At 70.5% G+C, this 22,720-nt stretch carries 19 protein-coding genes; 12 read left to right on the plus strand and 7 right to left on the minus strand.

Annotation, left to right across the window (positions count from 1 at the left end; genetic code table 11):
- Nucleotides 1-31: 31 nt before the first annotated feature.
- Complete coding sequence (locus tag AB0B91_RS16510; protein WP_358319488.1) at nt 32-973, plus strand: SpoIID/LytB domain-containing protein; 942 nt, start codon at nt 32-34, stop codon at nt 971-973.
- Nucleotides 974-1,017: 44 nt separating this feature from the next.
- Here AB0B91_RS16510 and AB0B91_RS16515 read toward each other — a convergent pair whose 3' ends face one another.
- Nucleotides 1,018-1,722 (minus strand): NBR1-Ig-like domain-containing protein, encoded by a 705-nt coding sequence (locus AB0B91_RS16515; protein ID WP_358319491.1) that lies wholly within the window; start codon nt 1,720-1,722, stop codon nt 1,018-1,020.
- Between the two features lie 680 nt (nt 1,723-2,402).
- On the opposite strand from AB0B91_RS16515, the gene AB0B91_RS16520 reads away from it, so the two are divergent.
- Nucleotides 2,403-3,083: a hypothetical protein gene (locus AB0B91_RS16520; protein WP_358319494.1), complete on the plus strand. Its 681-nt coding sequence runs from the start codon at nt 2,403-2,405 to the stop codon at nt 3,081-3,083.
- Here the strand turns inward: AB0B91_RS16520 and AB0B91_RS16525 are convergent.
- Both AB0B91_RS16525 and AB0B91_RS16530 read right to left on the minus strand, forming a co-directional pair.
- The gene (locus tag AB0B91_RS16525) at nt 2,995-4,950 is read right to left on the minus strand and encodes a hypothetical protein (RefSeq protein WP_358319497.1); all 1,956 of its coding nucleotides are present in this window, start codon (nt 4,948-4,950) and stop codon (nt 2,995-2,997) included. The two genes, AB0B91_RS16520 and AB0B91_RS16525, sit on opposite strands and share 89 nt — an antisense overlap.
- On the minus strand, nt 4,951-5,895 hold the full coding sequence (locus tag AB0B91_RS16530; RefSeq protein WP_358319500.1) for a class 1 isoprenoid biosynthesis enzyme: 945 nt from the start codon (nt 5,893-5,895) through the stop codon (nt 4,951-4,953).
- A gap of 91 nt (nt 5,896-5,986) precedes the next feature.
- Between AB0B91_RS16530 and AB0B91_RS16535 the strand changes: the two genes are divergently transcribed.
- Nucleotides 5,987-6,832: an acyl-CoA thioester hydrolase/BAAT C-terminal domain-containing protein gene (locus AB0B91_RS16535; RefSeq protein ID WP_358319503.1), complete on the plus strand. Its 846-nt coding sequence runs from the start codon at nt 5,987-5,989 to the stop codon at nt 6,830-6,832.
- A gap of 13 nt (nt 6,833-6,845) precedes the next feature.
- Here the strand turns inward: AB0B91_RS16535 and AB0B91_RS16540 are convergent, their stop codons facing one another.
- Entirely contained in the window at nt 6,846-7,184 is a 339-nt protein-coding gene (locus AB0B91_RS16540) for a helix-turn-helix domain-containing protein (protein WP_358319506.1), read from the minus strand.
- 100 nt (nt 7,185-7,284) lie between these two features.
- Between AB0B91_RS16540 and AB0B91_RS16545 the strand changes: the two genes are divergently transcribed.
- Entirely contained in the window at nt 7,285-8,109 is an 825-nt protein-coding gene (locus AB0B91_RS16545; protein ID WP_358319509.1) for an MBL fold metallo-hydrolase, read from the plus strand.
- Between the two features lie 7 nt (nt 8,110-8,116).
- Here the strand turns inward: AB0B91_RS16545 and AB0B91_RS16550 are convergent, their stop codons facing one another.
- The gene (locus AB0B91_RS16550; RefSeq protein WP_358319512.1) at nt 8,117-8,353 is read right to left on the minus strand and encodes a sensor histidine kinase; all 237 of its coding nucleotides are present in this window, start codon (nt 8,351-8,353) and stop codon (nt 8,117-8,119) included.
- A gap of 15 nt (nt 8,354-8,368) precedes the next feature.
- On the opposite strand from AB0B91_RS16550, the gene AB0B91_RS16555 reads away from it, so the two are divergent.
- The 3 genes from AB0B91_RS16555 (at nt 8,369) to AB0B91_RS16565 (ending at nt 11,580) form a co-directional block, all read left to right on the plus strand.
- Nucleotides 8,369-9,556, plus strand: coding sequence for a hypothetical protein (locus AB0B91_RS16555; RefSeq protein ID WP_358319515.1), 1,188 nt, complete (start codon nt 8,369-8,371; stop codon nt 9,554-9,556).
- A 111-nt stretch (nt 9,557-9,667) separates the two neighbouring features.
- Complete coding sequence (locus AB0B91_RS16560) at nt 9,668-10,903, plus strand: sensor histidine kinase (RefSeq protein ID WP_358319518.1); 1,236 nt, start codon at nt 9,668-9,670, stop codon at nt 10,901-10,903.
- The gene (locus AB0B91_RS16565; RefSeq protein ID WP_358319521.1) at nt 10,900-11,580 is read left to right on the plus strand and encodes a response regulator transcription factor; all 681 of its coding nucleotides are present in this window, start codon (nt 10,900-10,902) and stop codon (nt 11,578-11,580) included. Before AB0B91_RS16560 ends, AB0B91_RS16565 begins: the two co-directional genes overlap by 4 nt.
- 27 nt (nt 11,581-11,607) lie before the next feature.
- On the opposite strand, the gene AB0B91_RS16570 is transcribed toward AB0B91_RS16565, so the two are convergent.
- Together AB0B91_RS16570 and AB0B91_RS16575 are read right to left on the minus strand one after the other, a co-directional pair.
- Entirely contained in the window at nt 11,608-12,561 is a 954-nt protein-coding gene (locus tag AB0B91_RS16570; protein ID WP_358319524.1) for an aldo/keto reductase, read from the minus strand.
- A gap of 9 nt (nt 12,562-12,570) precedes the next feature.
- On the minus strand, nt 12,571-13,779 hold the full coding sequence (locus AB0B91_RS16575) for a cytochrome P450 (protein WP_358319533.1): 1,209 nt from the start codon (nt 13,777-13,779) through the stop codon (nt 12,571-12,573).
- Between the two features lie 261 nt (nt 13,780-14,040).
- Here AB0B91_RS16575 and AB0B91_RS16580 point away from each other — a divergent pair, with 261 nt between their 5' ends.
- The 5 genes from AB0B91_RS16580 to AB0B91_RS16600 are packed head-to-tail and all read left to right on the plus strand — an operon-like array spanning nt 14,041 to nt 22,551.
- Nucleotides 14,041-15,588 (plus strand): FAD-dependent monooxygenase, encoded by a 1,548-nt coding sequence (locus AB0B91_RS16580; protein ID WP_358319536.1) that lies wholly within the window; start codon nt 14,041-14,043, stop codon nt 15,586-15,588.
- A complete protein-coding gene (locus AB0B91_RS16585) occupies nt 15,585-16,454 on the plus strand; it encodes a phytanoyl-CoA dioxygenase family protein (protein WP_358319539.1) in 870 nt (289 codons plus the stop codon). Before AB0B91_RS16580 ends, AB0B91_RS16585 begins: the two co-directional genes overlap by 4 nt.
- A gap of 60 nt (nt 16,455-16,514) precedes the next feature.
- On the plus strand, nt 16,515-17,564 hold the full coding sequence (locus AB0B91_RS16590; RefSeq protein ID WP_358319542.1) for a ketoacyl-ACP synthase III family protein: 1,050 nt from the start codon (nt 16,515-16,517) through the stop codon (nt 17,562-17,564).
- A gap of 38 nt (nt 17,565-17,602) precedes the next feature.
- Entirely contained in the window at nt 17,603-18,661 is a 1,059-nt protein-coding gene (locus AB0B91_RS16595) for a ketoacyl-ACP synthase III family protein (RefSeq protein ID WP_358319545.1), read from the plus strand.
- A complete protein-coding gene (locus AB0B91_RS16600; protein WP_358319548.1) occupies nt 18,661-22,551 on the plus strand; it encodes a beta-ketoacyl synthase N-terminal-like domain-containing protein in 3,891 nt (1,296 codons plus the stop codon). Before AB0B91_RS16595 ends, AB0B91_RS16600 begins: the two co-directional genes overlap by 1 nt.
- Nucleotides 22,552-22,720: the final 169 nt, after the last annotated feature.

The following is a 22,720-nucleotide window of genomic DNA, read 5'->3' on the forward strand; positions in this document are numbered from 1 at the left end:
AACCCTGACCGCTGACAAAAGGAAGACACCTGTGCCTTCACGAACTGTACGGCTGATCTCGGGGTTCACCGCGACGATGGCGCTCGGCGGAACCATGCTGGCCACAGCGACGCCCGCCTCGGCGGCCAGCCGCGACGGCGTCTGCGACACCGGCGAGTTCTGCTACTACTTCAACAGCAACAACAAAGGGTCGGTCTCCGACTTCACCGGATCAATCCCCGACTACTCCACTACGCAGCCCAGCTGCTACGACTTCAAGGGCCCCGGCGAGGGCAAGGGCAAGTGCCTCAAGAACGCCGCCGCCTCCGCCTGGAACCGCAGCAGCAAGAAGGTCCGCGTCTACTTCAACACCGGCCTCACCGGCACGTACCAGGACTTCGCTCCAGGTGCCAAAGCCAACCTGAACCCCACCCTCAAGAACCAGAACGCCTCGCACGAGTTCCTGGGTAGTTCCTTGCCGCCGACCCAATGCAAGACCGACGGCACGGACAGCAAGCTGCCCACGACGATCCTCGTGTACCGCGAGTCTCTCAATCGCGTGGAGCGGGTGGACTTCAAGACCTACGTCAAGAACGTCCTGCCCAACGAGTGGGTGACGACCTGGCCGAGCGAGTCCCTCAAGGCCGGGGCGATGGCCGTGAAGAACTTCGGCTGGTACTGGGCGCTGCACTCCGCCAGCAAGACGCCGAGCGGCCAGTGCTTCGACGTCTATGACCACACCTCGAGCCAGGTGTACAAGCCCGGCTCCGCGAAGGCGGTGACGAGCGCCGCGGTGGACGCGACATGGGGCACCCGGCTGACTCGCAATGGGAAGATCTTCCGGGCCCAATACTGCTCCACGACGACGGCGTGCGGCAATTGGGTCGACGGGGACTGGATGTCGCAGTACGGCTCTCGCGACAAGGCCAATGCGGGCTGGAGTTACTCCAGGATCCTCAAGAACTACTACACGGGGATCGTTATCGGCTCCTGAACCCCCTAACTCTGGTTCCCCGCCGTGTCATGCGCGGCGGGGAATTAGAGTTCCTCGACGATGATCTGGAAGTTGATCGGCCGGCTTCCGGGGAACACGACCGTTCCCGAAGCGTCCACCATCTTGAATCGCACGTAGCACAGGCCCGGCTTCCTCGGCGTGGTGATGTCCGTCCGAATGTCGACCATCTCGCCGGGTTGCGTGTCCTTGATCGGCACGTCGGTAATGGTCTGGCATTGATCGGCACGCTGCGTGACGTCTAGACGCCGCAGCGAATATCCCTTCCACGGCACGGTTCCGGTGTTCTTCAGCCGCCATACCTTGGTCATGGTCTTGCCGGCGCCGACGCGCGTGCAGTCGGGGAGCGTGAGGTCCGCGATGAACACGGCCGCATCGCCCTCGTGCAACGGCTGGGCCCAAGGCGGGTTGGTCGAACGCACCGGGCAACCGACTGGGGCCACCGCGGCAATCGATGGGCTGCCGGTCGGGTTCAGGGTGTGTCCGTCGGGCGTGGAGTCGCGATTGACGGCGGCCACGATGAGGACCACGGCCCCCACGGTGACGGCCGCTGCCGCGAACACGGCCGGGCGGGTCGGCCGTAATCTCTCTTTGCTCCCTCGCGTGGGGAGCAGATGCTGAATGTCGCCCGCGATCTCGTCGGGCGACGACGTAGGCACGGATGCCGAGATCTCGCCGGCCGACCGGGGCGCTTGCGACCCGACGGCGAGGTGCACGGTACGAAGTTCCACGGCGCCGCCTGTGGCGGAGGCCGCGAGTCCACCGGACAGACGGTCCGCCGAGGTGTCCGTGCGGATTGACGGGTCCCCGGCGCTCGCCGATCTGACCGCCAGGTTCGCTCTCTCCCAGAGTTCGCGGTAGGCGGCCGGGTCCGCGTTACACGCCTTAACGAACTCGACGGTGGTCTCCCAACTCGGGAGCCGGTTACCCTTTGTGGCTTCGTGCAACGTTGTGTGAGAAATCGCCCCTGAACGGCCGGACATCTCACGGAAAGGTGGGTTACCGACTACGTTACGCAATTCCCGCAGAGTCGCCGCAAAGCCTTCGATCGTCTCCGCACGTGCACGCCTGTCGTCCACCGTGTGAAGGTAACAGCACTCACGGTCTTCACTCAACTCAAACCGGTATCGGCGCGAAGCCAGGCGAGGTACGAACGGCCAAGCCCCATAGTTGCTGTTTGGATGCGCATCGGCACCTGATACGGCATAATGCCGGGCGGCATTCTTGGACATTTCAAGTACGGTGAGACACGATTCAATAGTGGGCGGCATTTAGCACTGCGACTTTCAATCCGCAGGTTCCCGGGCGCCCTACCACTCCGCTCTGCGGTCCCCGATGATCGTGGGTCCATATCGGAGGATGGACCGGCAGGTCAGTAACACCAGGCGGCGTCTCGGGTGATACTGGCAGGATGCCGGTCACCTACGGGCCCGAATACTCCCGCCCCGACCTGCCGGTCCCGCCTGTGCCGCTGCCCGGGGTGCCCGTGACGATCCGCCGTGTTCTGGGCGGGACGTCGCCGGAGCGCGCCGCCACGGCGACGTTCGGCTGGGCGCTGGTCACCGCCGCGCTCGCGCTGGCGGCGATCTTCGTGCCGCATCCGGCCTTCTCCGCCGCCACCTGGCTGACCGCGGCGTACGTGGCGGCGCGGGTCGTGACGCTACGGCTGCTGGCGCGGGCCCAGCGGCGATTCGAGCCTGACTGGCTGGCCGCGCAGACGCGGGTGCTGCGCGGGCACGGCTTCGACGTCCTGCGCTGTACGGTCGCCGGGCGGGTCTGCGACCTGACCAGGCCGGGTGACATGGCGGCGCTGACGTGGGCCGCGCCTGACGCGGAGGTGGTGCTGGAGTTCGGCTACCGGCCCGCGGCGAGTGGGCGCGTCGCGGTCGAACGGATTCGTCGCGAGCGCGCGGAGCTGGAGATACAGTACGCGCGCTTCGCGCCGGACAGTGGCCGGGTGCGCTTCCCCGAGGCGAGCTACGTCATCGGCGCGAGCGGCCGGGTCACGGCTTGGTCGCTGGCCGGGCGGGTGCTGCTGACTCCGGCGGTGCCGGCTCGGCTGCGGCCTGATCCTGCAGGAGTTCGTGCCTGAACTGGTAGTAGGGTCCGGTACGGCGGAGCACCCCGCGCTCGTAGGCGTCGTGCAGGAAGGCCATCAGCCGCAGCGGCAGCGTCCGCCGCGAGGCGTACCATATCCGGACATTGATGAACCGCCCCCACGCGCTCGGCGCCATCATCGTGACGCCGAACCCGGCCGCCCCGAGCACCACGCCACCGGCGGCGCCGATGAGCGTCTGTTGCCACCGGTCGAGCGTGAGCAGCAGCACGTGGTCCCTGACCCGCAGCCCGCTCTCCATCCACCAGCCGAGGTAGGCGCCGACGGCGAGCCCGACCAAGCCGCCCGCGGTGAAGGCCAGCAGCACGGCCGCCCGGTCGTTACGCAGGAAGCCGTCAGGCGTGCCCGCCTTGTCGGCGTTGGCGGGGGCCAGGGCGAGGGAGGCGGCCAGGAAGCCGAGCAGGAACACCGCACCCTCGGTCAGTGCGAAGGTCACCCCGTCGTACAGCACCAGGACGATTACCATGCCGGGCACCACGCACACCAGGCCCTGGCCGAGGCGGCGCAGCAGGTAGCGCCGGGTCAGCGTCTTGCGCAGCTTCGGCCGCGCCTCACGCGGGTAGTGCTGCCTGGCCAGCGACACCGCGAAACCACCGGCCAGCCCGACCGTCAGGCCGAACCACCAGCCGACCTGGCCCAACCCGAACAGCGCGAACTCCGCGGCGCAGAGCGGCCCGAAGAAGGCCATCCCGAGCACGGTCTGGAAGGCGGGGAGCACCGCGCGGGGCACCGCATGGTGGAGTTCCCACCAGGCCAGGTCGCCGGTCCCCCTGCGGCGCAGGAAATCGGCCAGGAACCGGAGGTAGCGGGCCGCCTCGTCGGGGCTCCACCGCTGATCGGCCTCCGGTTCCGGCCGGTAGACGGCCGGCACGAACCCGGCGACCAGGCTCTGCCTGATCCGCGTGGCGGTGCCGTCGATGCGTGGGGGGTGGCCGCTCTCGCAGATGCGCGCCGCCAGGAAGATCATCAACGGCGTGTCGAGCGCCTCGGCCAGCGGGCCGTCCGGCTCCGCGCGCAGCTGGGCGACCAGCGCGGCGGCCTCGGGTACGTCACCCCAGCGCGACTCCAGGTATCCGGCGATCCCAGTGGCGTCCACCGGCAGCAGCCGCACGACCGGCGTCCCGGCGAGCCTGCGGGTCACGGGGCCGGTGAACGCCTCGACGCGGCTGGTCAGCACGTACGGCGAGCCGGACCAGTCCTCGTCGATGGCCCTGACCACCTCGGCACGGCGCGCCGGCGGCACCTCGTCGAAGCCGTCGAACACCGCCAGCAGGCTGCCGCCCCTGATCAGCCGTTCCAACGCGAGAGGCGCGGCCCGCAGGAACGGGTACTCGGCGGCCAGCCGCAGCGCCACCCACTCACGCAGGGCCAGCTGCGGCTCCCACGACGACAGTGGCAGCGTGACCGGGATCGGCCGATGCCGCACCGAGGACAGCCGCAACGCGAGGAGCAGGCCGAGCGTGGTCTTGCCGGAGCCCCGCTCTCCTGTCACCACCACGCGCCCTTTCGTGGTGAGCAGGTGGTCGGCCAGCTCCTCGATCGTTGCGGGGAGCGGGTGGCCGGACTGGCAGCGGATCGGGATGCCACGGCTGTGGGGGACGTCTCGGTTGCCCGCTTCCCGCCTGGCCGCCTGCATGACCTCGTCGGCCAGCCGGTCGGCCAGGTCGGAGGTGTCGTCCGAGGGCCGCGTGCCGCGCAGGGTGCCGATGTAGGCCACGACGAGGGCGGCCGCGGCGATGACCGCCTCGACGTTGGACCAGCCGCCCACTGCCAGCCGTACGACTGCCAGGATGACGAACGCCAGCGGGAGGATGACGAGCAGCGCGGTCTGCAGCCTGCGCATCTATGAGGCTCTCTTCGGGGGGATGGCGTGGGTGCCGCCGGCGAGCAGCAGCCCGAGCGGGGTGTTTCGCTTTCTCGTGGCCCGTCTGTTCTGGTGGTGTTTGAGCACGTCAGCCACCAGGACCAGAAGGAGCGTCGCGGTGAAGGGCCGGGCGGCGGCTGCCCCGTAGCAGGCGGCCAGGCGGGGCCGCAGCGCCCGCAGCCGGGCGCCCACCTCGGCCAGGCTCACCTCACCCCGGTTGAGCGGGGTGCCGATGCCGTCGCGCAGGTCGGCGTCCTGGTCGAGGTAGTCGTCCAGGAGCTGCAGTGCCTCCCCCGCCTCCATCACCGCCTCGCGTTGCACCACGCTCATGTCCGGATGCACCAGGCCGAACAGCACGACGCCCGCCAGCCCGCCCTTCCCCCGAGTGATCTTGCCGAGCTGCGCCGGCGGGGTGCCGGGATCGCGCTGCGTACGGGAGAGCACCTGGTAGTCGTGCAGTTCGAGCAGGGCGGTGTGCCAGAGTTCGCCGGGAGCACGGCGGTGGATCTCCGCGTAGAGCGCGGCCAGCAGGCGTCGGTGATGATCATGTGGTACGGCATGCCCGCCGGCCTTGAACAGGGACGACACCCAGGAGTCGATCTCCGGGTCGCCGCCGTTGTCGATCAGGTCGTCGTAGAGCCGGGCGACCGATCCGGCGAGCATGACCAGCTCGCCGTCACAAGGCTGCCCCGCCATCCTGGCGTAGGCATGGATACCGACGTTGAAGGACAGTGCGGTGCCGCGCAGCGAGGCGATCATCGCCTCGCGCTCAGGCTCGGAGAGGAGGTCGCGGACGATCGGTTCCACGGCCCGCTCGAAGTCACGCACGGCGCCGGGAGCGCGGGCGACGGCGTCTTTGAGCGCGACGGGAAGGGCGATCGCCAGCCGGGCACAGCGCAGAACGGTCAATAGGTCGCGAATCACTACGCTCCCATCGGCAGACGCTGAGCGCATGATGACATGGCGCCGAGCTACGGTAAATACGGGCTTTCTGTGCTGACAGGTGAGGGTGAACATGGATGAGCGGGAACTGACCGAGCCGTGGGAAGGCGTCTTGATCAGTCCGGGACCGATCGGTCACACAGGCGTTCTCGTTCTGGCGGGGTCGAGCGGTCGTATCGAACGGGACAGGGCCCGCATCCTCGCTCAGGAGGGGATGACCGCGATGTCGATTCGCTGGTTCGGCGGTCCTGGCCAGTCACCGGGCATCTGCGAGATTCCGCTGGAGACGTTCGTGTCCGCCGTCGATCTGCTCGAATCCACCAGAGTACGGCGCATTTGCCTGATGGGGTCGTCCAAGGGCGCGGAGGCCGTCCTGCTCACCTCCGTTCATGACCCGCGTGTCGACGGCGTCGTGGCGATGTCGCCCACCTCGGTGGTGTGGGGCAATGTCGGCCCAGGGCGAGACGGGAAGCAGCGCCCTTACCGGTCGTCCTGGACCTGGAAGGGGCAGCCGCTGCCCTTCGTGCCCTACGACGATGACTGGACGGCCGCTGAACCGGCGGACGGTCCGGTCGCTGTCCGCGGCTGGTACGAGAAGAGTGAACAGACGTTCGCCGACCTGCTGCTCGCCGCCGAGATCCCCATCGAGGAGACCCGTGCCGACGTGCTGCTGGTGGCGGGCGGGGACGATGCGATGTGGCCGTCCCTCCCGTTCGCTGAGCGGCTTGTCGGCCGTCGCAGTAGCGCCGGCCGTACAGCTCGGCTGATCAGCAGGGCCGAAGCCGGCCATCGGCCGCGGCTTCCGGGGGAAGGGCCCGCTTCGGCATCGCCGCACTTCCTTTACGGCGGTGACGCTGTCGCCGACGCCGAGCTCGGAGCTGCCGCCTGGCCGCACATCCTCGATCTGCTCCGCGGCTGACACGATCGGCCGCTCAGGCGCGGACCTGGGTCTGCTCCTGTGCCCAGGCGCAGATGGCGGCCAAGGGCTCCTTCAGGGAGGCGCCCAGCTCGGTCAGTGCGTACTCCACATGCTGGGGAGCGCTCTGCTTGACGATCTGGCGGCTCACCAGGCCGTCGGCCTCCATCCCGCGCAACGTCTCGGTCAGCACCTTCTGCGTGATGCCGGGCAGGCGGTGGCGGAGCCGGGCGTGGCGCTGGGGGCCGTCGAGGAGGGCGTAGATCAGCAGGATCCGCCACTTCGCCGCGAGCCGTTCCAGAGCCTGGCGGGTGGCGCACGATTCCTCGAACACGTCAGGGATCATCAACGCCATCCACGTCTCCCAACCGAGAAGGGCACCTGAAAGTGCCTTCTGTCCCGCCGGTGGCCTCGCGGCCTACGTTCGGGATCAACAGTAACCGGAAGGGACCTCTATGACCGACTTTCGTGTGCACACCTACAGCGCGGCCGAGACGGGCATCTTCGTCAACAGCTACCTGGTCGAGACGGCCGAAGGAGTCGTGCTGGTGGATGCGAGCCTGCTGGTGTCGGACGCCAGGGCACTGGCCGCCCGGCTGGCCGCGTTGCGCAAGCCTCTGCTGGCGGCGTTCGTGACGCATCCCCATCCCGACCATTTCAACGGGCTGCCGTACGTGGTCCCCGATGAGGTGCCCGTCTACGCCACCGCCTCGGTGGCGAAGGTGATCCAGGACAGCGCGGTGGCGAAGCGGGAACAGTGGCAGCCGATGTACGGCGAGGAATGGCCGGACCGGTTCCGCGTCCCCGAGGAACTGCTGGAGAGCGGTGGCAAGGTGGAGATCGGCGGGGTGCGGCTGACGGTGACCGACGCCGGCCCCGCCGAGAGCCACGCCGACTCCTACATCGTCGCCGAGACCGGCGGGCAGCGCGTCGCGTTCATCGGCGACCTGGCCTTCGCCGGGACGCATTCCTACCTGTCCGACGGTCACACCGGGACGTGGCTGACCGCGCTGGACCGGCTCGCCGGCGAACTGGCGGGGACACGGCTGTATCCGGGGCACGGGCCCGCGGGCGGGGTCGGTCTGTTCGACGACCAGCGCAAGTACCTGCTGATGTACCGGGAGGCCGTGGCTCGCCTGGCCGCCGGAGGAGCTTCCCTCGACGAGGAACGGAAGCGGGAGCTGACCGGCCTCATGGTGCGCTACGCCCCGGACGCGCCGCTGGACTGGCTGCTGAGCCTCGGCGCCGACCCGGTCGCCGCGGAAATGGCCGCCCCATGAAAGCCGCTCAGGCTGAGTCGGCATTCGGCGAAAGGCGGGCGGGGAGGGTGACGACGAACTCGCTGCCAGTGCCAGGGGATAGTTCGATGGTTCCCTGGTGTGCCTCGGCGATCGCGCGTGCGATGGAGAGGCCGAGCCCGCTGCCCTGACGACGTACCGGATCGCCCTGAGAGAACCGCTCGAAGAGGTGCGGGCGCAGGCTGGGGGCGATTCCGGGGCCCTCGTCGGTCACCACGAGTCGCATGCGGGGGACGGCGTCGTGGAATGCGCCCCATCGGTGATCGACTGCCGCCGGGCGACCGTCGTGCCCATCGTGCCCCCGGCCGCCGGGGATCCGAACGTCGAGCAGGATCAGCGGGAGTTCCGGCTGGCGCCGGACGGCCGGCATGTGGCGCTCAGCCAGGTCCGCCGCACGGCGTCGGGACGGCCCACCGGAGTGGGCATCGTCGGCAGGCTGGCTCGCCACGGCGACGCCTACCACGTGGAGGACGCCCGAGTGGTCGCGACGGACGGCGAACTCAAGGGCTTCACCCCCGACGGGCAGGCCGTGACGTTCGCGCGATTCCTCAACGCGTTCGAGGCGGGCAATCCAGACGTCGTGGAGGTCGACCTGCGCTCAGGGCGCGAGAGCCGGTTGACCTCGGCGTTGGACTGGGATGAGGATGTCGACTTCTCACCCACCCCCCACAAGGGACGGCGATGGATGGTCGTCGGCAGCGCCCGTACGACCGGGCTGCTCGAAACCTTCTCGCAGATTCGCCGCCCGCCGTTCATCGAAGAGGGCGTCCCCGCGCTGCCGTTCGCGGCGTTCACCGCCCGCAACCCGGAGATCGCCGAACCGTGGCTCGTCGACGAGCATGACACCCGCGGCTCGTACACCGGACAGCCGCTCGCCCCCGGCGCGATCGCCGCAGGCTGGGACGCCAAACCCAACTTCAGGTGGAAGCCCGACGGCACGGCCGTGCTGTTCTGGCAGCAGCAGGTACGTGGCACGCGGACCAGGGTCGTCGTCGCCCACCTTCCGGAACGCACGCCCGCCCAGCGCGGACCCGCCCGCCCGGCACCCACCCCGTCCTGGGCGCCACCGGTCGCCGGCCACGTCCCACCCGACCCCCGGCCCGTGGCGCACCACGCCGGGAAGATCTCCGGGAGCATCGACATCACGCGCCGGTCCTCGCCGCTGCCGCCGTTCGAGTCCCTGCTGGAGGTGACCTACACGAACTACTCCGACGAGCCGGGATTCGTGCTCAATGGCGTCGAGCGGAGCCACCACGGAAAGCCAGGCCTCTACGGGGCACCCTCCCGCTACAGCGCCGACCTCGCGGTATCCGGACGGCACAGCGGACATCTCACGGCGAACAACGTGCTGATCCAGCCCAATGCCATAGCCGGCACCATCGAATCCGAGCTCGACGGCCGGCATCTCAGCCTCGGCCCTCTCCCCTGACCCGGTCAACCGGCTGCGGTATGGCCGCCCGCGTGTATACCGCCGATGGCGGAGGGGAGCTGCACCCTGCGGATGATGAGGATCCTTGATGGCCGCGGTTAGCATGCGCTGATGCGGGCAAAGGTGCTGTCGTCCCTCAGACGGCTCGCCGTCGCGAACCCTTTCCTCACCGACCTGGTGTTCGGCCTCGTCATCGCCGGCATCACGCTGGCGTTCGGATTCGCCATGGGCGGCAGCTCGGCCGATCAGGGTTACGCGCAGCGCCCCCTGGACGTCTGCGGCGTCGGGCTGACGCTGGCGGCCAACCTCGCGCTGGCCTGGCGGCGGCGTGCGCCGCTCACCGTGCTGGGGATCTGCTGCGCCACCGCGATCATCCTGCACGCGGCCGGCTACGACACCAGGATCAACCTGGCGGCGACCCTTCTGTCGCTCTACACCGTGGCCAGCCGGCTGCCGCCGGCCGTGTCCGTCCCGTGCGTGCTGCCCGTCGCCGTCTCCTGGTGGCAGTCGGCATTCCTGGCCCCGCACGAATTCACCGGTCTCAACATCCTTCAGGGCAGCATCATGATGGCCGTGGCCTGGACGTTCGGCAACGGCACCCGGCTGCTGGTCGAGCGCAACAGGCGGCTCGCCCATCTCACCGAACGACTGCATCGTGAGCAAGACGACAACGCGCGCCGCGCCGTCACCGAGGAACGGGTGCGCATCGCCCGCGAACTGCACGACGTGGTCGCCCACCACATGTCGGTCATCATCATCCAAGCGGGGCTCGCCCGCTACGTCTTCGATTCCGACCCCGGGACCGCGCGCGGCGCGCTGACCACCATCGCCGACACCGGCAGCGAGGCCATGGGCGAGATGAGACGGCTGCTGTCCGTCCTGCGCATCGACGTCGACGACGAGAGCGACGGCTACGATCCGGCGCCCGGCCTGCAGCGGCTCGAACCACTGGTGGAACGGGTGCGCTCGGCGGGCGTGCCGGTGCACGTGAAGATCAACGGCTCGGCGCGCCCGCTGCCACCCGGAATCGACCTGTGCACCTACCGGGTCATCCAGGAGTGCCTCACCAACGTCCTCAAACACGCCGGTCCGGCCACGGCGTGGGTCACGGTCGCGTACCACGGCACCACGCTGGAGCTGCGCGTCACCGACGACGGGCGCGGGGTGGCGGCGGCCCCCAAGGAGGACGGTCACGGCTTGATCGGCATGCGCGAACGCGTCAAGCTCTACAAGGGAACGGTCACAGCCCAAGCGAAGTCTTCCGGCGGATTCGAGGTCGTGGTCACTCTGCCGCTGTCGCCCATCAAACCGGACGCTCCTCTGCAACACGGTGAACCGAACGCATGATCAAGGTAATCGTCGTCGACGACCAGATTCTCGTCCGTGCCGGGCTGACGGCGCTGCTTCGTGCCGTACCCGATCTCGACGTCGTCGGCGAGGCGGCCGGTGGTGAGGAGGCCATCGCCCTGGCAGCGGCCGTCCGTCCCGACGTGATCCTCATGGACATCAGGATGCCGGGCATGAACGGCGTCACGGCGACCGAGCGCATCCTGTCCGCGGACAGCGACCATCGGCCCAGGGTGCTCATCCTGACCACCTTCGACCTCGACAAGTACGTCTACAACGCCTTACGCGCCGGGGCGTCGGGCTTCCTGCTCAAGGACACCCCGCCCGAACGGCTCATCGCCGCCATCCAGACCATCGCCTCCGGCGACATGCTCTTCGCGCCCAGCGTCACCCGGCGCCTGATCGAGGCCTACACCCGCCAGAGCGACCAGCCCGCCGCCTCGCCCTCCCCCGCGCTGGCCTCTCTCACCGCCCGCGAGAGCGAGGTGCTCAAACTGGTCGGGCACGCCCTGTCCAATGCCGAGATCGCCGCTCGCCTGTGCGTCAGCGAGGCCACCGTCAAAACCCACCTCAACCGCGCCATGGCGAAACTCGGCGTCAGCAGCCGTGCCCAGGCGGTGTCGCTGGCGTACGAGTCCGGCCTCGTCACCCCCGGCCAGGGCATCCCCTCAGCGTGATCCACTGACGCCGCGCGGTCTCACCGTTCAGGAGAGCGGCATCAGCTCAGTGATCTCGGCCAGTTCGGCGGCGGTCGGTTCCCAGTCGCCGGCCGCCGCGTTGGCCCGGATCTGCTCCGGGCCGGTCGCACCGGCGATCACCGAACCGCAGCCGGGCAGTGCGGCCAGCGCGCCGATGGCCACGTCCAGGAGGGAGCGGTCGTGCTTGTCGGCCCAGGTCCGCAGCACCTCCACCCGGTCCAGCCTGTCCGGTGTGACCAGGTGGGGACGCGCCGCGAGCCGGGTCCCGGCCGGCGGCTCCTGCCCGCGTCGTACCTTCCCGGTCAGCAGCCCGTGGGCCAGCGGGAAGTACGGCAGTACGCCGACCTTGTAGTGCGAGGCCGCCGGCACCACCTCGCGCTCCGCGCCGCGCTCCAGCAACGACCAGTGGTTCTGCGCCGACACGAACGACGCGCATCCTCGCTCGCGGGACACGTGCGCGGCCTCGGCGATCTGCCAGCCGGCGAAGTTGGAGCTGCCGATGTATCGGACCTTGCCCTCACGCACCAGCTCGGTCAGCGCGTCCAGTGTCTCCTCGATCGGGGTGACGCCGTCGGGGAAGTGGTACTGGTAGAGGTCGATGTAGTCGGTACGCAGGCGGCGCAGCGACCCCTCCACCGCGCGCCGGATGTACGACCGGCCGCCCAGCGTTCCGCGTGCCTGGCCCTGCCCGTAGTCGGGGCGGTTGCCCTGGCTGCCGAACTTGGTGGCCAGCACCACCTGGTCCCGCCGGCCGGCCAGCACCTCGCCGAGTATCTCCTCGGAGGCGCCCGGCACCGCGCCGTACGACTCTGCGGTGTCGAAGAGCGTCACGCCCTCCTCGATCGCCGCGTCCACCACCTCCCTGGTGCGGGCCGCGTCGATACGCGAACCGATGTTGTTGCAGCCCAGCCCGATCACTGACACCCGGAGGCCCGAGTCGCCCAAGGTCCTGTAACGCATGATCCAAAGCTACCTTCCGCTAGAACGGCCCCAGGCGACCGGCAGCCGGTCCACTCCGTACACCGCCATGCGGTCACGGGTCGGCACCTCGGCCGCCGGAACGGCCAGCCGCAGGTCGGGGAAGCGCTCGAAGAGCGCGGTCAGCGCGATACGGAGCTCGGCCCGCGCGAGATGCTGCCCGAGACACTGGTGGATGCCGTGCCCGAACGCCAGGTGCCCGGTCGCGGACCGGTCCAGGTCCAGCTGGTCCGGGTCGGGGAAGTGTTCCGGGTCCCGGTTCGCGACCGGCAGGGCCAGCACCACGGTCTCGCCGGCCGCGATGACCTGGCCACCGATCTCGACATCGGCCAGCGCGGTGCGTCGTACGTCGAACTGGAGGATCGACAGGTACCGCAGCAACTCCTCGACCGCCGGTCCGGCGAGTTCCGGGTCCGTGGTCAGACGGGCCCGTTGGGCCGGGTCGGTCAGCAGCGCGAACGTCCCGAGCGCGAGCATGCTCGACGTGGGCAGATGGCCGGTGGCCAGCAGCACCATCCCGAGGTTGGTGAGTTCGTCGTCGGTCAGGTCACCGGTCGCCATGGCGTGCGCCAGCAGCCCCTCGTCCGATGGACCGGATTCGGCGCGCAGGCGCGCGAGGAGGCCGCGTACCGTCTCGATGATCGACAGCACGGCGCCGGCGGTCTGTTCCGGTGTGGAGTCCAGGTTGTTCATCACCGCGGTCGCCGCCTGGATCACGTGCCGGTCCTGTGCGGGGACACCGAGCAACTCGCAGATGACCAGCGCCGGAACGGGCATGGCGAACGACGTCACGAGGTCGGCGGGCGATCCACCGTCCGCCATCGCGTCGAGCACCTGCGCGGTGTACCGCCGGATCGCGGGCGTCAGCTCGGTGACGCGACGTGGACCGAAGTGACGACTCAGCAAGCGGCGGTACCGAGTGTGGTCGGGCGGGTCCATGTGCGGGAAGATGCCCGGCTCCGCGGGTGTCGGCCGCTGGTGCGCGCGCTCGCCGCCGACCGGCTGGTGCAGCAGCTCACGCCGGGTGCTGAAGCGTGGATCCGCCAGGATGGCGCGGGTGACGGTGTAGCCGGTCGCCACCCAGCCGAGGTGCCCGTCGGGATAGGCGAGCCGGCTGAGCAGTGGTCGATTCCGCAGGTCGATCGGTGGGTCGAAGGGGGTGGGCCGGTCGGTCTCCAATGGCTGGGCGCCAGCGCTCATCCGCAGCCTCCCGCATGGGCACCCGGGGCAGGAAGCCCGACCCGGCACGCCGTTGATCATCAGCGTTGAAGATTATGCATGGTTGGTCCGAAAAATGACACCACTAGTCATATATGGATCATCCGATTAGCATCGGCGCTGACCGCCCCGGACACATCTGTCAACACTCAGGTTGCGAGACCGCCGTACACATCGCCGGTCTGTGATCAGCAACCCGACAGCTTTTCCAGCAGGCATTTTCTCTCCCCAGCAGAGGTGTTAATGGCGTACCCGGAGGCACAGGTCGCGGTTGTCGGTGGGGGTCCCGTGGGGCTCATACTCGCGTGCGAGTTGGCTCTCCACGGGGTCCCGGTGGTGGTGCTCGAACGATTACCCGCGATCGAGTGGCGCCCGAAGGCGGAAGGCATCACCGGACGGGCGATCGACATCATGGACCGTCGCGGTCTCATGATCGGCGTCACCGAGGCCCCTGCCACGCCACCGACGGCCGAGCAGCAGGCACGCATCGCCGCGGGTGAGCAACGGCCGGACAGCCTGCTCCCCAAGGCGTTCCCCGGCGCGCGGCACTTCGCCAGCATGTTCCTGCTCCGGCCGGAGTCTCCCGACCTGCTGGTGCCCCAGCAACTCCTGGAGGAGGACCTGGCGCGGCGCGCGGCGGAGCTCGGCATCGAGGTTCGGCGCGGCCATACCGTAATCGGTTTCAGCCAGGACGACGACCGGGTGCGTCTTGACGTCGAGGGTCCGGACGGGCCGTACCGGATGGAGGCGGAATGGCTGGCCGGCTGCGACGGCGGCCGGAGCCTGATCCGGAAGCTGTCCGGCATCGGCTTTCCCGGAACGGACGGCATCACGACCGGATACCGGGCCTTCGCCGAGATCGACGACCCCGAATTCCATCTCCCCGGCTGGTTCCGCAAGGACGGTGGGCTCCTCGTGTACGAGGAGGGGCCGGCCCGGTTCATCACGTTGGAGTTCGACGGCGCACCGGCGAACCGGGACGCGGCCATCACGCTGGAGGAGTTCCAGGAGGCACTGCGCCGGCTCAGCGGCACCAAGGTGACGGTCACCGAGGTCAAGAAGATCACCCGGTTCACCGACAACGCGCGGCAGGCCGAGACGTACCGCAGCGGACGGGTGCTGCTCGTCGGCGACGCGGCACACGTCCACTCGCATTGGAGCGGCCCGGGGTTGCGGCTCGGCATGGGAGACGCCCTCAACGTCGGCTGGAAGCTCGCCGCGGTCGCGCGCGGTTGGTGCGGCGAAGAACTGCTCGACACCTACACCTCCGAGCGGCACCCGATCGGCGAGCAGACGCTGGAGGTCCAGCGGGCCTCGATCGCGCTGATGCGGCCCGGACAGCACGTCGACGCGTTGCGCCGGCTGCTCACGGAGCTGCTGCTTCGCGACGAGGCGAACCGGCAGCTCACCGCCCTGATCGACGACCTGCACATCAGCTACGACATGGGCGACCCGTCGCTGACCGGTCCGCTGGTCGGGCGCTACAGCCCGGACCTGCGGCTACGGTGCGCCGACGGCACCGTACGGGTCGCGGAGCTGCAACGCACCGGGCGGCCGCTGCTGCTCGACCTGGCCGCCGATCCCGAGCTGCGCGCGCTCGCCGAACCCTGGGCCGACCGGGTCGACGTGGTCACGGCCGAATGCGCCGAGCCCCCGGCGGACGCGCTGCTGATCCGGCCGGACGGCTTCGTCGCCTGGAGCACGCCCGCCGACCCGGCGTCGCTGCGGGCCGCCCTCACCCGATGGTTCGGCCCGCCCGGACCGCCTGACCGCCTTCGGAGGCCGGAATGAGTGATCGCAAGCTGACCACCCTGCCCGCGTCGGCCCCGGTCGACGAGGCGATCGAGGTGGTCGAGCGTGACGGAACAGTGATCATCGAGGACTTCATCGACGCCGGTACGCTCCGCGGCCTGTGGGACGACCTGGGCCCGGACCTGGAACGCCAGGAGGACGGCGACGGGCGGCTGGTCGGGGTGAAGACCCGGATCCTGCCCGGGCTGATACGCCGGAGCGAGCACTCGATCACGATCATGCGGCAGCCGCACTTCCTGGGCAGCGCGCGGCACTTCCTGCAGCGCCCGGTGCGGGCCTGGCTCGGCGAGCAGCGGGTGGAGCTGGTCCCGACGATCCAGCTCGGCATCTCGCGGGCGATCCAGATCCGGCCCGGCGTGCCGATCCAGGGACTGCACCGGGACGACACGGCCCACCTCCGTAGCCACCCGGGTCCGGAGAGCCGGGTGCAGATCATGATCGCCGCGAGCGAGTTCACCGCGCGCAACGGCGCCACCCGCCTGATCCCGGGCAGCCACCTGTGGGACGACGAGCGGGCGCCCCGCGATGACGAGGCGATCCCCGCCGAGATGCGGGCCGGTTCCGCGTTGCTGTGGCTCGGCAGCACGTACCACGGCGCCGGTGTCAACGCCTCCGACGCGCCGCGCACCGGCCTGTCGTACGCCTACGACCTCGGCAACCTCCGCCAGGAGGAGAACCATTACCTGTCCCTGCCACTGGACACGGTCCGCGGCTACCCCGAGGACATCCAGCGGCTGCTCGGCTACGAAGCCTGCCCGCCCATGTGCGGCCTGTACGAGCTGAGCGATCCGATGCTGCTGCTCCGCGACGGGGCGGAGAACCCCACGATGGCCGACAGCCAGTGAGATCCGACGACCTCTCGTTCCCCCACGCCCCGCGCCGCGCTGCTTCAGCAAGGAGGACGGATGCGCACATCTGACATTTACCTGCGCAGTATCGGCGTCCATCTGCCGCCGGTGGTCAGCATCGAGACGGCCGTCGCCGAGGGCCGCTATCCGGCCGACGAGATGGAGTACTTCCGCCTCGGCGGTGCGGCGATAGCGGGCGACGTACCGGCTCCGGAGCTCGCGCTCCGTGCGGCCCGGCACGCGTTCGAGCGCTCGGGCGGGATGTCGCCGCGCGAGCTGGATCTCATGCTGTACGCCGATGTCTGGCATCAGGGGCCGGAGGGCTGGCAACCGCAGTATTACCTGCAGCAGCACCTGGTCGGCGGCGACGTCCTGGGGATCGAGGTGCGGCACGGGTGCTGCGGGCTGTTCAGCGCGCTGCAGCTCGCCTCCGGCTATCTGCGGCCGGGCGGCACCGCGCTGCTGGTCGGCGCCGACAACCACGGCACTCCGCTGGTCGACCGGTGGCGCATGATCGAGGGCAACGTCATGGGCGACGCCGGGTGCGCGCTGCTGCTCACCACGGACACGGGCTTCGCGCAGGTGCTGTCGGTCAACGTGGTCGTGCTGCCGGAGGCCGAGTCGGTCAACGACGGCGGCGTGCCGATGTTCCCGCCGGACGCCACCGTGGGCCGGCCGCTCGACTTCGCCGCCCGCAACCGTGAGTTCCGCAAGCGGCTCTTCGACCGCGACGGATCCGAGATCATGCTGGCGATCCAGACGACGCTGATGGAGCTGGTCGACCGCACGCTCAAAGAGGCGGGGATCACCCTCGACGAGGTGGCCCGCGTCGCCTTCCCCCACGGGCGCTGGGACGACCTGGAGCACCGGGGGGTGAACTGGTTCGGGCTGACGTTGGCCGACACCACCTGGGAGTACGGCGCCGGCATCGGCCACCTCGGGGTCAGTGACCAGTTCGTCGCCCTCGACCACCTGCTGGCCGACGGGGCGCTCGCCCGCGGGGACTACGTGCTGCTCATCGGGCTGGGCGCCGGCACCACCATGGCCTGCGCCGTGCTGCGGATCCTCGACCTCCCCCAGGAGTACGCCTCCGGCGGGCCCGGCTGAGCGCGCGTTGCGCATCGACGATCGACTGTGGAGGCGGCATGGAGACGGCGGACATGTACATCAGCGGAGTCGGGTCGTACCTGCCCGCCACGGTGAGCGTGGAGCACGCCGTGGCGGCGGGCTGGTACACCGCCGAGGAGGTCGAGCTGCACCGGCTCGCCGCGGTCGCGGTGGCCGGTGACATCCCGCCGCCGGAGATGGCGTTGCGCGCGGCGCGGAGCGCCGTGGCCCGCAGCGGGCGCTCCCCCACCGATCTGGACCTGCTGCTGTACGTCTCGACCTGGCATCAGGGTCCGGAGGGCTGGCCACCGCAGGCGTACGTGCAACGCCATCTGGTCGGCGACGGTGTCCTGTCGACTCAGCTCAAGCAGGGCTGCAACGGCATGTTCACCGCGCTGGAGCTGGCCGCGAGCTACCTGCGCGCGCCCGGCCGCCAGGCGGCGCTGCTGGTCGCCGCCGACAACTACGGCACCCCGCTCGTCGACCGGTGGCGCATGCTGCCCGGGGCCGTCGCCGGTGACGCGGGCAGCGCCCTCGTGCTCGACACCGAACCGGGATTCGCCCGGCTGGCGTCGGTGTGCACGATGTCGGTGTCGCAGGCCGAGGAGATGCACCGCTGCGCCGAGCCGTTGTTCCCGCCCGGCGTCACCGAGGGTCGCACGGTGGACTTCGCGGCGCACAACGACGTGTTCCGGCGGCGCGCGGTGGTCGAAGGCGACGGGACCAAGGTGCTGGTGACGCTGGACGAGCGGATGGTCGACGTGATCGACCAAGCCCTGTCGGAGGCCGGGATCAAGGCCGATGACGTGACCCGGGTGGCGTGCATGAACACCTCCCAGGAGATCGCCGACCAGATCTGCGAGCACCGGCTGGGCATTCCGGCGTCCCGGTCGGTCTGGGATTTCGGCCGGACGATCGGCCATTGCGGGGCCAGTGACCAGATCCTCGCGCTGGAGCACCTGATTCGCGGCGATGCTCTGGGACCCGGCGACCACCTGCTGATGTTCGGCTTCGGACCCGGCGTGACCATCTCGGCCGCCGTGGTGGAGATTCTCGAGTCGCCCATGTGGGCGCGGATGCGGGGAGGAGATTTGTGATGGATCGACCGGTCGAGATGATCGCGCTGATCGGGATCGGCTGCCGTCTGCCTGGCGGCGTCGGCTCGGCGGACGAGTACTGGAACCTGTTATGCGAGGGCCGCGACGCCAGCGGACCGGCACCCGCCGACCGCTGGAGCGACTACGCCGATCGCGGCCCGTCGTACGCGGCGGCGCTACGCCGCACCCTCTCGTACGGGAGCTTCCTGGACGGGGCGGCCGACTTCGACGCGGAGTTCTTCGGGCTCTCGCCGCGCGAGGCGGAGCTGATGGACCCGCAGCAGCGCCTCGTGATGGAGACCGCGTGGGAGGCGCTGGAGCACGCCGGGGTGTCGCCGGACGCGCTGGCCGGCACGGACGCGGGCGTGTACGTGGGCGTCTGCACCGGCGACTACGGGCATCGCCTGCTGGAAGACCTGCCTGACATCGAGGCGTGGACCGGGATCGGCGCCGCCGCCTGCGCGGTCGCCAACCGGGTGTCGTACGCGCTCGACCTGCGCGGCCCGAGCCTGGCGGTGGACACGGCGTGCTCGGCGTCGCTGGTCGCCGTCCACCTGGCCGTGCAGGCCCTGCGCACCGGCGAGACCGACGTGGCGCTGGCCGGTGGGGTCAACCTCATCCTGTCTCCCGGCGAGACGCTGACCCTGGACGCCGCGGGCACGCTGGCACCGGACGGGCGGAGCAAGTCGTTCGACGCCGCCGCCGACGGGTACGGGCGGGGTGAGGGCGCGGCGGTCGTGGTGCTCAAGCGGCTCGCCGACGCCGTACGGGATGGGGACCGGATCCTCGCCACCATCCGCGGCAGCGCGGTCAACCAGGACGGCCGCACCGCGGGCATCATGGCGCCGTGCGGACAGGCGCAGGAGCACGTCATGCGGCGCGCGCTGCGGCAGGCGGGCGTCGAGCCGGGCACGGTCGGTTACGTCGAGGCGCACGGCACCGGCACCGCGGTCGGCGACCCCCTCGAAGCCGGCGCGCTGGGAGCCGTGTACGGCGCGGATCGGCCGGCGGAGGAGCCGTGCCTGATCGGGTCGGCCAAGTCCAACATCGGTCACCTCGAAGGTGCCGCCGGCATCGCCGGGCTGGTCAAGGCCGTGCTGGCGCTCGAACGCGGTGAGCTCCCGCCGAGCCGGCTCGACACGCCCACTCCGACCATCGACTGGAAGGGCGCCGGGCTGCGGGTGGTCGACGCGCCGACGCCGTGGCCGGCCTCCACGCATCCGCGCCGGGCCGCGGTCTCCGCCTTCGGCTACGGCGGCACCGTCGCCCACGTCGTCCTCGAACAGGCGCCACTGGCCGACAGGAGCGCGGACCGGCTGTATCCGGTGTCCGGCGAGGGGACCGCGGGCCAGCCGCATCCGGCGTCCACCGAGGAAACGGCGGGCCGGTTGTATCCGGTGTCCGGCGAGGGGACCGCGGGCCAGCCGCATCCGGCGTCCGCCGAGGGGACCGCGCGTCGGCTGTATCCGGTGTCCGCCGCGTCGCGGGCGGCGTTGCGGCAGGCCGCCGGGAACCTCGCCGGCGTCGTCGGCGGTCTGTCCGCGGCCGATGCCGGGCACACGCTCGCGCTGCGCCGAGCCCACCTGCCGCACCGGGCGGTGGTCGCGGCGGAGAACCCGGCCGCGCTGGCCGACCGGTTGCGCGCCCTGTCGACCGGCGCCCCGCACGACGCGGTGACCACCGGGCGGGTGCTCGTCGATCCCGGTCCCGGCCCGGTGTTCGTGTTCTCCGGACATGGCTCGCAGTGGGCCGGCATGGGCCGGGAGCTGCTGGCGACGGAGCCGGCGTTCGCCGCGGTGATCGACGAGCTGGAGCCGGTGTTCGCCGCCGAGATCGGCTTCTCGCCCCGGGAGGTGCTCAGCGAGGATGAGCTGACCGAGGTGGACCGGATCCAGACCATGATCTTCGCGATGCAGCTCGGTCTCGTCGAGCTGTGGCGCGCGTACGGGGTCCGTCCGCACGCGGTCATCGGCCATTCGGTCGGCGAGATCGCCGCCGCCGTGACGGCCGGGGCGTTGAGCCGTCTGGACGGCGCCCGGTTGATCTGCCGCAGGTCCCGGCTGCTGCGGCGGGTCGCCGGCCACGGTGCGATGGCCATGGTGCAGCTGCCGTTCGCCGAGGCGGCGCGGCTGCTGGGGGACCGTACCGACGTGGTCGCCGCGATCGCGTCGTCACCCGGCTCGACGGTCGTCTCCGGCCATCCGGACGCCGTGGCCGACGTACTGACCGGCTGGATCGAGGAGGGCATCCCGGCCCGCCGGGTCGCCTCGGACGTGGCGTTCCACGGGCCGCAGATGGATCCGCTCCTGGCTGACCTGACCGCCGCCACGGCCGATCTCAAGGTCGGTGTCCCCGACGTCCGCGTCTACTCAACGGCGCTGGACGACCCACGGGCGAGCCCCGGCTTCGACGGCGCGTACTGGGCGATCAACCTGCGCCGGCCGGTACGCCTGGCCGACGCGATCGCGGCGGCCGCGGCCGACGGATACCGAGCGTTCGTCGAGCTCTCCCCGCACCCGGTGGTCACCCACTCGGTGCTGGAGACGCTGAGCATGGGCGGGCACGAGGAGATCTTCGTCGGCGCGTCGTTGCGGCGGAACCGTCCCACGAGGGCCGCCCTGCTGACCAGTGTGGCCGCCGCGCACTGCGCCGGCGTCGAGGTGGACTGGCATCGGCTGCAGCCGACCGGCGGCCCGGTCGTGCTCCCCTCATACCCCTGGCAGCACCGCAGGCACTGGCGTACGCCGTCCGCCCCGGACACCGCCGGTCGCGGCCACGATCCCGACACGCACACGCTGCTCGGCGACGGCCTCGATCTGGCGGGCACCAACGTACGGCTCTGGCGGACCGGCGTGGACGACCAGACCCGGCCCTATCCCGGCAGCCATGCCATCGAGGGCGTGGAGATCGTACCGGCCGCGGTGCTCGCGGCGACCTTCTTCGCCGCCGCCGGAGGTCAGGTGCTCGGCGAGGTGACGATGTCGGCGCCGCTGCTGACCGCCGACCGCCGCGAGGTCCAGGTCGTACGGCAGGGAACCGGGCTGCGGCTGGCCGCCCGTCCCGCGGGCGAGGCGGACGCCGCCTGGCAGATGATCGCCACCGCCACGGCGCTCGCCGAACCGGGCGAGGCGCCGACTTCCCCGGCGCTGCCGCTCACGTCGGCGGAGCCGGACCTGGTCATGCAGCGGCTCGCCGCCGTCGGTGTACCCGAAACCGGGTTCGACTGGACGGTCAAGGAACTGCTGCGCGGCCACGGCGCACTGCGCGCCCGGGTACGGTGCGGGCCGGCCGTCACCTGGGCACCCGTGCTGGACGCGGCGATGTCGGTGGCGCCGAGCGCGTTCCCCGGTGACCCGCTGCTCCGCATGGTGACGCACGTCGACCGGCTGGTCACGATCGGAGAGCCACCGGACACGGTGGACATCGAGGTGTGGCTCGACCCCGAACACGCCGACACGGTGCAGGTTCGGGTGACCGACGACGCCGGCGCCGTGGTCGGCTGGCTGTCGGGACTGCGGTACCCGGTGATCGACGTGCCGGCCCCCGCGGAGAACGGCGCCGAGGGCGTACGGCCCGCCGAATCGATCGCTGCCCTGGGGCCCGAGGAACTGCGGGCGTTCCTGCTCGAGGAGGTCAGCGCGCAGATCGCCCAGGAGATGCGGCTGGCCCCCGCCGACCTGTCGCCGCACCGGCCGCTGGTCGAGCAGGGGCTGGACTCGGTGCTGACGGTGGTCGTCCGGCGGCGGCTGGAGAAACGGTTCCGCTGCTCGCTGCCGACGACCCTGCTGTGGCGGCAACCGACCGTCGCCGCGGTCTCCGACTTCATCGCCGGTCTGGTGTCCGCCTCGAACGGTAACGGTAACGGTAACGGGAACGGTGACGCGAGGTGAGGAAATGGCTGCCTCACCCGCTCGCGCGGTGAGTGCGTAGGAGGCGAACACCACCGGCAATGATGTCGACGGATGAGGCCGGGGCGATCACCATCGCCGCGGCCCCGTCCGCCTTGCCCCTCTCAGCCGGAGTCGCTGCGGCCTTCGAGACGGGCGGACCTTCGCCGCT

This window comes from Nonomuraea sp. NPDC049141, from assembly GCF_040648415.1.
In the GTDB taxonomy this organism is placed as follows: domain Bacteria; phylum Actinomycetota; class Actinomycetes; order Streptosporangiales; family Streptosporangiaceae; genus Nonomuraea.